Annotated in this window: 4 protein-coding genes and 1 pseudogene; all 5 read right to left on the bottom strand. The window is 64.6% G+C overall.

Annotated features, from left to right (window positions below; genetic code table 11):
* Positions 1-68: 68 nt before the first annotated feature.
* Positions 69-401, bottom strand: a complete 333-nt coding sequence (soxZ, locus tag V7Q53_RS23050; protein WP_333831352.1) for a thiosulfate oxidation carrier complex protein SoxZ — start codon at positions 399-401, stop codon at positions 69-71.
* Positions 402-421: 20 nt separating this feature from the next.
* A complete protein-coding gene (locus V7Q53_RS23045) occupies positions 422-844 on the bottom strand; it encodes a thiosulfate oxidation carrier protein SoxY (protein ID WP_333831351.1) in 423 nt (140 codons plus the stop codon).
* A gap of 217 nt (positions 845-1,061) precedes the next feature.
* A complete protein-coding gene (locus V7Q53_RS23040; protein ID WP_333831349.1) occupies positions 1,062-3,452 on the bottom strand; it encodes a mechanosensitive ion channel domain-containing protein in 2,391 nt (796 codons plus the stop codon).
* Positions 3,453-3,545: 93 nt separating this feature from the next.
* Positions 3,546-4,265: a proteasome-type protease gene (locus V7Q53_RS23035; RefSeq protein WP_333831347.1), complete on the bottom strand. Its 720-nt coding sequence runs from the start codon at positions 4,263-4,265 to the stop codon at positions 3,546-3,548.
* 32 nt (positions 4,266-4,297) lie between these two features.
* Positions 4,298-4,460: pseudogene (locus V7Q53_RS23030) on the bottom strand (transglutaminase family protein); the annotation flags it as partial.

Raw genomic sequence — 4,460 nt, 5'->3', positions numbered from 1 at the left:
CCCCCTCTTGGCCTGCGGCCAATTCACCCCCCAGCGTATTTCCGGCAAGATGAAACGGGCGGCGCGGCCTAGCTGACTTCAATGCTGGCGCTGTCACGGTAGACGGCGCCATTGTCATCATGCCATTCGAAATAGAAGCGGCCCGTGGCGGGAACCCGCGCGTCAAACTCCAGATAGGGATTGGCGCTGAAGCTGGGGCCTATGTCGATGTCGAGCACCTTCTGATCGTTGAAGGTGCACAGAAAGCGGTGAATGATATGGCGCGGGACCACCCGGCCATCGGGCCCGGTGCGCGTGCCGTTTTCCATCGGATGGGTGATCAGCGCGCGGATCTGGACCACCGCGTCACGGGCGGCCCGGGCGGGAACGCGAAGGCGTGAGCGGGCGTCGATTTCGTTCATGGCTTCCTCCGCTGTGCCGCTCAGGTGCAGCCACTGATGGTGACGCTGACATGGGCGCGGGCCTCGGCAAAGCTGCCGTCTGTCATCCGCGCCAAGGCGATCACCTCCTGGCTTTCGGCGAGGCGGATGCGGGTGCTGACGCGCTGGCTGCCCGCCAGCGGGCCGAAGGTGAAAGTGCCGAGTTCAGGCGTAGGATTGGCCGGGGCCAGAAGGCGGATGCTGACAGCGCCCGGGCAATCGACCGTGACCGAGACCGAGGCGCCGTTTTCGGCCACGCGCGGCGCTTCCAGCACCAGCGCGCCGGGGGAGGTTTGTGCGCCGTCGGTGAAGCGGGCGATCAGCGCGTCAATCTGCCCCGCCTCCGCGCGGCCCCGCAACGGCAGCATGGCGATGGCCGCGCCCGCCATGCCCAGGGTCAATGTCCGGCGCCGTGAAAGTCGCATAAGCCCTCCGATCATCCGGCCCCGCGCGGCAATGCGAGCGGGGGCCTGCGACAAAGGTAATCCGCGCGCGGCGCTGTGCAAAGCCCGAAATATCGGAAAATGCCTGCGCCCGGCCGGGTGCAGGCGGTAAAAGCGCCTTGTTTTTCCGGGATTTCTGGCGGGATGGCCGCCGCTCCTCGCCCGCTGCTTGCAGTAATGTGATCCCCGGCAGGAGGCCTCAATCCTCATCGACCTCGCCGCCCGAGGGCATGGCGCGTTCGATTTCGGCGGCGCGGTCACCCGCGCCCTCAGCCCCGGGCGTTGTGGCCGTGGCGGGTGAACCCGTTTCGCGCGCCGTTTCCGGCGCCGCCTCCGACATTTGCTGCGGGCCTTCAAGGGCGGGCGCAGCGGGTGTCCCGCCGATGGTGCGGGGTTCGCGGCGCAGGTTCAGGGGCGGGGCGCTGCCGTCCTTGTTCTGACCCATGTAGAGCGTCATATGCGGGAACGGGATTTCAACACCGGCCTCATCGAGCACTTCCTTGATGATCTCGTTATAGGCGCGGCCCACGGCCCATTGCATGCCCGGTTTGGTCTTGATCCGGCCACGCACCACCACGGCGGAATCGCCAAGGGCGGAAACCCCCTGAATATCCAGCGGCTCCAGTATCTCGGCGCCCAGATCACCGGCCTGAAGGATGTCGAAGGCCTTTTGCATATGCACCTTCACCTCCGACACATTCTCGCGGTAGGCCACCCCCACCTCGGCGACATGGAAGGCAAAGCCCTTCATGAAGTTCGACACCATATCGACCGACGAGAAGGGGATCAGGTGATAAGTGCCCGACACATCGCGCAAGCCCACCGAGCGGATGGTCAGTTTCTCAACCACCCCGGTTATCCCGCCTGCAGTGACCACATCCCCCTCATTCATCGCGTTCTCAAACTGGATGAAGGCGCCGGTGATGATGTCCTGCACCAGCTTCTGCGCACCAAAGCCGATGGCCAGACCCAGCACCCCGGCACCGGCCAGCAGGGGCGCGATGTTCACGCCGATCTCTGACAGGGTGAGCATGGCGGCGATGATGATCAGCGCGATGGTGAAGGCGTTGCGGAACAGCGCAAGCAGTGTGCGCTCGCGCGCCGTGGGGATGGTGCCCACCACCGGGTTCAGCCGGTATTCGATGAAGCTGGACACCGCCAGCCAGATCGCCATGGCAATCAGCATCACCAGCGCGGCAGAGACCAGCCTGCCCAGCAGGTTGCGGCCGAATTCGCTGGCGACCCAGCCCAGGAAATCCATCACCTGCCAGGCCTGGGCGATGGCCAGCAGCACGGCCAGCGCAACCAGCACCCGCGCCACCTTCAGGATGGTCGGCACAAAGGCATTCAGCCGGTATTCCAGCAGCGGAAGCTTGCGGCGCACATCTTCGGGCAGGCGCATGCCGCCGGTGATGGCGCGCGAAATCAGGGCCATCACCGCGATCCCCACCACCACGGCGATCACCGAATTGAGCGTGGCCTTCAGCATGAAGGGCAGCGCCTCGGCCGGGCGGGCAGTCCAGATCACGAAGAGCGCCACCAGATAGGCGATTGCCAGCCAGTGCCAGAACCCCGCGACGGCGGCTTCGGCCTTGCCGATGATGTCATCGGGCATGCGCCCATGGCGCTCACGCAGGGCGCGGGCCACCGGGGCGTGGTTTTGCAGCACGATCAGGACAGCGATCAGCAGTGACAGCAGCGCGATCAGCACCGCCAGGCTGTGACCCACGGCAAAACTGACGGCGGCATTGACGATGGGCACCACCAGCAGCAGGCCATAGCCCAGAAGGCTGATCAGGCGCGACGACCAGAAATACCAGTAGGAGGCCGTCTCATCGCTCATCGGTGCAAAGCGCAGCGCCGGGAAACGCGGTGAGAGCACACCTCGGAGCAGCACTTTGCCCATCTCGATCAGGAGGAAGGCATTCAGAAACAGGCTCTGGCGGAAATCCATGCTGCCGACCTCGCCCAGAAGCAGCGCAGAGGCATAGCCGCCCTGCCATGCCAGCAGGATGATCAGCGCATCAATCAGGCTGGAGCCGGCAATCAGCGCCAGCCGCGTCATCCAGCCCGCTCCCAGCGCGCGCTGCCCCATGCGCAGGAAAAGGCGTGAACCCATGGCCCTGAGCACCCAGAACAGCGTGATGGTCACCGCACCGACCAGCGCCAGCGACAGAAAGCTGTTGTAGATCTCGCTCCAGTTGACGGCGGGGCCATCGGTGAAGGCGCCCAGCACCTCGGAAGTTGAGGCGATGACTTCGGCGCCGAAGGCGGTTGTCCCCTCGGCGATGTCGCGTGTGTATTCGGCCAGCTGGCGCGCCAGTGACATCTGCTCGGGCTCAGTTTCCGGGGTTGTGGCCGCCGGGCCGTTTTCCGGGGTGCCGTTTGCGGCCGCAGCCGCTTCCAACTGGCGTATCAGCGTTTCGCGCGCGGCATCGTCACGCAGGATATCCACCAGCGTGGCAGCCGCATCCTGCTCGGATACCGCAGTTTCCGGCGTCGCATTTTCGGGCGCAGCGGGGAAAAGAGATTGTGCCTGAACGGGAAGCGCAAGCAGAAGCCAGACAAGAGCCAGTCGGAAAAGTGCCAAGAAATCCGTTCCTTTGCAGCCAGAATCGCCGCTTAGGATAGCCCGTTCAGGCCGGAGGTAAACCTCTGCTGCGCGAGGGCCGGTTTGCGGCGGTCAGATCGCGATGGTCTGGAAGGCGTCGCGCAGGGCGTTCGACCATGCCTCGGACATGGCGCGGAAAGACGGGTCGCCGGCCTCGATCCGGCGATGAAGGTCAACCCGGCAGCTGTCCCGCTGGATGACGCACAGGTCCAGCGGCATCCCCACCGAGAGATTCGAGCGCAGGGTGGAATCCATCGACAGCAGAACCGCCTTCTCGGCTTCGGCGAGGCTGGTTTCAGGGTGCACCACCCGGTCCAGAATCGGTTTGCCGTATTTGTGCTCACCAATCTGAAGGAAAGGCGTGTCTTCGGTGGCTTCGATGAAATTGCCCTCGGGATAGACCAGAAACAGGCGCATCTCGCCGCCGCGGCGTTGCCCGGCCACGATCATGCTGGCCGAGGCCCCCTGATTCATCGTCGACATCTTTTCGTCAATATCGACGCGCACGGCGGCCAGCGTGTTGCCCACGATCTGCGCGACCTGCAGCATCGTATGCGCATGCATCACCGAGCTGCCCTCATCGCCGATTTCGATCGCCTCGCGCAGGCGGGCAATGGTGGTCTGGGTTACCGACAGGCTGCCTGCGGTCAGAATGACGATCACGCGCTCGCCCGGCTCCTCAAAGAGGAACATCTTGCGATAGACCGAGATGTTGTCGACCCCGGCATTGGTCCGGGTGTCGGACAAAAGAACCATACCGGCCTTCAGAAGCAGGCCCACACAATATGTCATGGAAGGACTCGCGATGTCATGGAAGGGGGATACTATTGCTGCTGCGCGAGCACCGCAACTGTGACGTCGAGGTGCTCGGTCCCGTTGCCGCGGGCAATGCCGCGGATGGGGGCGGCGTCGCGCGCATCCAGCCCGGAACAGAGGCGGATATAGCGCTCATCGGGGCAACAGCGGTTGGCCGGGTCAAAGCCCACC

Origin of the sequence: Pararhodobacter sp., assembly GCF_036802785.1 — a bacterium.
In the GTDB taxonomy this organism is placed as follows: domain Bacteria; phylum Pseudomonadota; class Alphaproteobacteria; order Rhodobacterales; family Rhodobacteraceae; genus Pararhodobacter.
This window is presented reverse-complemented; position numbering and strand designations above follow the sequence as displayed.

Excerpts from the sequence above, each read along its gene's own strand:
- soxZ (WP_333831352.1), bottom strand. The coding sequence starts at position 401 with ATGAACGAAATCGACGCCCGCTCACGCCTTCGCGTTCCCGCCCGGGCC.
- V7Q53_RS23045 (WP_333831351.1), bottom strand. The coding sequence starts at position 844 with ATGCGACTTTCACGGCGCCGGACATTGACCCTGGGCATGGCGGGCGCG.
- V7Q53_RS23035 (WP_333831347.1), bottom strand. The coding sequence starts at position 4,265 with ATGACATATTGTGTGGGCCTGCTTCTGAAGGCCGGTATGGTTCTTTTG.